Annotated in this window: 7 protein-coding genes, 2 tRNA genes and 1 pseudogene; 7 read left to right on the top strand and 3 right to left on the bottom strand. The window is 41.6% G+C overall.

Annotated elements, in window-relative coordinates; genetic code table 11:
* Window positions 1-157 precede the first annotated feature (157 nt).
* The 3 genes and pseudogenes from HZA08_13405 to HZA08_13395 form a co-directional block, all read right to left on the bottom strand.
* Window positions 158-352, bottom strand: a complete 195-nt coding sequence (locus tag HZA08_13405; protein MBI5194417.1) for a hypothetical protein — start codon at window positions 350-352, stop codon at window positions 158-160.
* Window positions 349-579: pseudogene (locus tag HZA08_13400) on the bottom strand (type II toxin-antitoxin system RelE/ParE family toxin). The gene HZA08_13405 and the pseudogene HZA08_13400 overlap by 4 nt, the downstream one beginning before the upstream one ends.
* A gap of 85 nt (window positions 580-664) precedes the next feature.
* Window positions 665-817 carry a hypothetical protein gene (locus tag HZA08_13395; protein ID MBI5194416.1) on the bottom strand — a complete coding sequence of 51 codons (153 nt, stop codon included), beginning with the start codon at window positions 815-817 and terminating at the stop codon, window positions 665-667.
* 195 nt (window positions 818-1,012) lie between these two features.
* On the opposite strand from HZA08_13395, the gene HZA08_13390 reads away from it, so the two are divergent.
* From HZA08_13390 to HZA08_13360, 7 genes are all read left to right on the top strand, one after another.
* Window positions 1,013-1,288, top strand: a complete 276-nt coding sequence (locus HZA08_13390; GenBank protein ID MBI5194415.1) for an AbrB/MazE/SpoVT family DNA-binding domain-containing protein — start codon at window positions 1,013-1,015, stop codon at window positions 1,286-1,288.
* Window positions 1,285-1,722, top strand: a complete 438-nt coding sequence (locus HZA08_13385) for a PIN domain-containing protein (GenBank protein ID MBI5194414.1) — start codon at window positions 1,285-1,287, stop codon at window positions 1,720-1,722. Before HZA08_13390 ends, HZA08_13385 begins: the two co-directional genes overlap by 4 nt.
* Window positions 1,723-1,801: 79 nt before the next feature.
* Window positions 1,802-3,082 (top strand): serine--tRNA ligase, encoded by a 1,281-nt coding sequence (gene serS / locus HZA08_13380; protein ID MBI5194413.1) that lies wholly within the window; start codon window positions 1,802-1,804, stop codon window positions 3,080-3,082.
* A gap of 282 nt (window positions 3,083-3,364) precedes the next feature.
* Window positions 3,365-3,451: transfer RNA gene (locus tag HZA08_13375), tRNA-Ser, on the top strand.
* A gap of 61 nt (window positions 3,452-3,512) precedes the next feature.
* Complete coding sequence (locus tag HZA08_13370; protein MBI5194412.1) at window positions 3,513-3,866, top strand: four helix bundle protein; 354 nt, start codon at window positions 3,513-3,515, stop codon at window positions 3,864-3,866.
* Window positions 3,867-3,965: 99 nt separating this feature from the next.
* Window positions 3,966-4,059 (top strand) — tRNA-Ser (locus HZA08_13365).
* 83 nt (window positions 4,060-4,142) lie between these two features.
* The coding region (locus tag HZA08_13360) for a hypothetical protein (GenBank protein MBI5194411.1) at window positions 4,143-4,389 on the top strand (247 nt) is incomplete at its 3' end.

The following is a 4,389-nucleotide window of genomic DNA, read 5'->3' as shown; positions in this document are numbered from 1 at the left end:
GCGCACGCCCTTAGCAGGTATGCACAAAGTAAGCTTCATCCATCTTACCTCAATTTGAAAACAGAGATAAGTCATTACTACAAATTTAGTTTGACAGTAAAATATCAATCCGATATTCTAATCAAAGAACAGAAAAGTCATTGACTTCCTAACTGGTTTACACAGACATGAGGTATTGTTCTATTGAGTCAACCTTCTTGATAAGCTCTTCAGGACTCTTGTGGGTCTGGATATCTCTTTTGAGTTCTTCTAAACGATACTCGATATCCAGCTTAACCTTTTCCTCCAGAAAAGAACGCTTGAATTCCTCAGAAGAAAGCTGTTTTTTAAGGTATTTCTCTGCAATGCTCATTTTGCACATCTCCATAATATTCTGATAGATTTCGCTTTTTCAATCTCACTTTTCGGCGTCTTTTGTTCTTTTTTTACAAAACCATTAGTGAAGATAATCCTTTTGTCAGACTCATAAAAATAAAGGTTCCTTGAAATCCTGTTTTCAAGGCTCACCCTAAGCTCAAATATGCCGTCTTACAGATGTTTGGATAAATTCTCTTTAGGCTGAATCCCGCTGTTCTTCAACTAAGTGACCCTCAGTAGCTATTCCTTAATCAGAACACTCAACCACATTACATCAGTAATGAATCAACGTCGCCATATAAGCCCCTCAATCCTGCTTACCTAAGGATTTTATTATCTCTTTATCTGTCTCCCTTTCAAAAGCCAATATCTTTGCTTTCTTCTTCGGAGCCCACCCATGTTTATGAGGCTTACACAGTGCACAGCCTTTTGATTTCTTATCTTTATAAATTTCCCCCATACAGGTTTGCCTGCCTCCTTATAGCAGATTTATACAACACCATCATCCATCTCCACAAATCATTATATTCAAACATCCCATTGAAAGCAAATCGAGGTTAGTGTCGTTATTGAGAGATACTAACGTACATGGTATCACTTGCACCGGCAACCCACTGGACTTGACTTTTGCCAATTTACAAGCTATATTGCCAATATGAAAAAATTATCATACAAAACAACTCTGGATAAATTTGGACGGGTACTCATTCCGAAGAAAATCAGGGTGAATCTCGGCCTGACCCCAGGATGTGATCTTAAGATTGAAGAGCATGATACGGAAATTGCACTTTATCCGGTAACAGAGGAATCTATTCTTGTAAATAAAGAAGGCGTAATGGTTGCCAAGTGTGATGCCATAGAACAAATAGAAGGTTTTGAGAAGAAAGCCCGTCTTCAGAGGCTTAAAAAGCTTAGTGGGGTTGCTGAATGAGAAAAGTCCTCATGGACACATCCATTCTTGTGGCAGCTATGGTTACCTCTCATCCGGAACATACAAAGGCATTCAGATATCTCCGTGACGCCAGACAAAGAAAATTCCATGGAATAATAGCCGCTCATAGCCTTGCGGAGATATACGCCGTTCTAACATCTCTACCTGTTCAACCGCGTATAGGCCCTGCGGCTGCATGGAAACTTATAAAGGAAAACCTCTTAGGAATATTCGAGGTTGTTCCCCTGTCAAAATCTGATTACGTATCAGTTATACAAAGACTTTCCAGCCAACAGATATCAGGCGGCACTATCTATGACGCATTGATAGCCCAGTCTGCAATTAAAGCAGGGGCAGATCAGCTCATAACCTTGAATGTTGAGGACTTTAAGAAGGTTACTCCTGAGAAACTATTGCATGCAGCCTCTTCGTAGACTCCTGACCCCGTTTATCCGCGCGTTGACTATTTCATGTGTGAATGTTAGAGTATACGTCTGTTTCAGGCAATAGAAAATGTTAGATATAAGACTGATAAAAGAAAATCCTTTAAAGGTTCAGGAAGGCTTTAGAAAACGGGGTGAGGCTATAGATCTCGCATCCCTTTTAAAGCTTGATGAAGAGAGAAAGTCCATCCTCAAACGGGTCGAAGACCTTAGATTCCAGAGAAATAAGGCATCTGACGAGATTGGGAAATTGAAGCGGGAAGGAAAGTCCGCTGACCAGTATTTAGAGCAGATGAAAGGGGTCTCTGATGAGATCAAGCAGTTGGAGGTGGATATACGGGGCATAGAGGAACAGGAGCGGGAGATACTATTAATCCTGCCTAACATCCCTCATGAATCTGTACCGGTTGGTAAGGATGAGAAAGGGAATATAGAAATACGGAAGTGGGGCGAGATCCCCAGGTTTACCTTTGAACCTAAACCGCACTGGGAGATAGGAGAGGATCTTGATATCATAGACTTCCAGCGTGCAACCAATATAGCAGGCGCAAGGTTTTCTCTGCTCAAAGGTTCCGGTGCATTGCTTGAGCGGTCATTGATAAACTTCATGCTCGATCTCCACACGAGGGAGCATGGATATAAAGAGGTCGTTCCTCCATTCATGGTGAACAGAAAGACCATGACCGGCACTGGTCAGTTGCCGAAATTTGAGGATGAACTTTTTAAGATAGAGAGAGATGGTTACTATCTTATTCCTACTGCTGAAGTCCCTGTAACAAATATTCATCAGGGTGAGTTATTGCAGGAAGAGGCGCTTCCGTTATATTATACTGCTTATACACCCTGCTTCAGACGTGAGGCTGGATCATACGGTAAGGACACGAGGGGGTTGATAAGACAGCATCAGTTCAACAAGGTAGAGCTCGTAAAATTCAGCAAGCCTGATGAGTCTTATAATGAACTGGAGAAACTGACTAATAATGCAGAAGAGGTATTAAAGAGGCTTGGCCTGCCTTACAGGGTTGTTGCCCTCTGCACAGGTGACATAGGGTTTTCATCAGCAAAGACCTATGATATTGAGGTATGGCTCCCAGGTCAGAACACATACAGGGAGATATCATCGTGCAGTAACTTTGAGGACTTTCAGGCAAGACGGGCTGATATAAGATATAAGGCCGGTAAAGGAAGGACTGAATATGTCCATACCCTAAACGGTTCAGGGCTTGCAGTAGGCAGGACACTTGTGGCAATATTAGAGAACTATCAGCAGGCAGACGGAACAGTCTTAATACCTGATATTCTGAGGAGCTACATGGGAGGTATGGAAAGGATTGAAGCCTGTATTGATTGAAAGAACTATGTAACTAAGCAACTGAGAACGTCAGAAATGGCTTTCTGCAAGGCGGACGACGAAGAAAACCGGAGACGTACTTATTCAAGTACGTTGAGGATTTTCTGAGGAGTCCAACGCCGCAGAAAGACATTTATAGCATTCGTATAAGCAACTGAGAATGTCAGAAATGACTTTCTACAAGGCGGACGACGAAGGGAACCGGAGGCGTACTTTTAAGTACGTTGAGGATTCCCTGAGGAGTCCAACGCCGTAGAAAGGCATTTATGACATTCGTAGCAAGGAGGGGTGGCCGAGTGGCTTAAGGCGACGGTCTTGAAAACCGTTGTGTGATGAGCACCGTGGGTTCAAATCCTACCCCCTCCGCCAGGAAAATTGCTTTGCAATTTTCACTTATAACTTATAACTTTTAACTTTTAACAGATGACAGGTGGCTTTTCGGTTTAGGAAATTTAAGGTTTATCAGGATGCAAAACTTTATGGGAGGTTTTGCAGGAACATCCTTAAAGATAAAGTTAAGGATAAGGCATTAGCGGACCAGATTATACGAGCACTAAATTCCATCGTATTGAATATTGCAGAAGGTTCTGCTGATAATTCAGATGCCGAGTTTGCACGTTTTCTTGGAATTTCTATACGGTCCACTTATGAAACAGTAGCAGGTTTTGATTTAGCCAATACATATGATATGCTTGATGAGCAAATCTATAAGGAGATTGAAGAGATGGCTGAAAGTTTAGTAAAACAACTCAGCGCCTTCCGTTCATCCCTCTTAAAAGATTAAAGGTTTAAGTTGGTTTTCAAGATTTTCAGTTTTCACAGTTTTCAGGTTTTAGTTAAAAGTTAATTGTTATAAGTTAAAAGTAGTTGCGAAGCAACTCCCGGAGAGGTGGCCGAGTCGGTCGAAGGCAGCTGCCTGCTAAGCAGTTGTGGGGCTAATAACTCCACCGTGGGTTCGAATCCCACCCTCTCCGCCAAGAAAATTGCGTTGCAATTTTCACTTGTAACTTTAAACTTATAACATTTAACAGAAGCAATATGAAGGATTAATAAAAACAATATGAAATTTATTAAAAAATTAACTCTTGTTACACTTTCTATCATTTATCTGATTGGTTTTTATGCATGCACCAAGAAGGAACAACCTAAGCCTCCGCCTCCTGAACAACAATCCATGATGCCGGCTCATGGTGATATAGAAATGCCTGCATCAGAAGATATGAAGGTTATTATTCCAGATGCCATTAAAGGCAAGTGGAAAGGCGTCATATTGACAGTAATAGACAAGCAGACCGCTAATGGTAAGG

Source organism: Nitrospirota bacterium, assembly GCA_016212215.1.
Taxonomy (GTDB): domain Bacteria; phylum Nitrospirota; class 9FT-COMBO-42-15; order HDB-SIOI813; family HDB-SIOI813; genus JACRGV01.
This window is presented reverse-complemented; position numbering and strand designations above follow the sequence as displayed.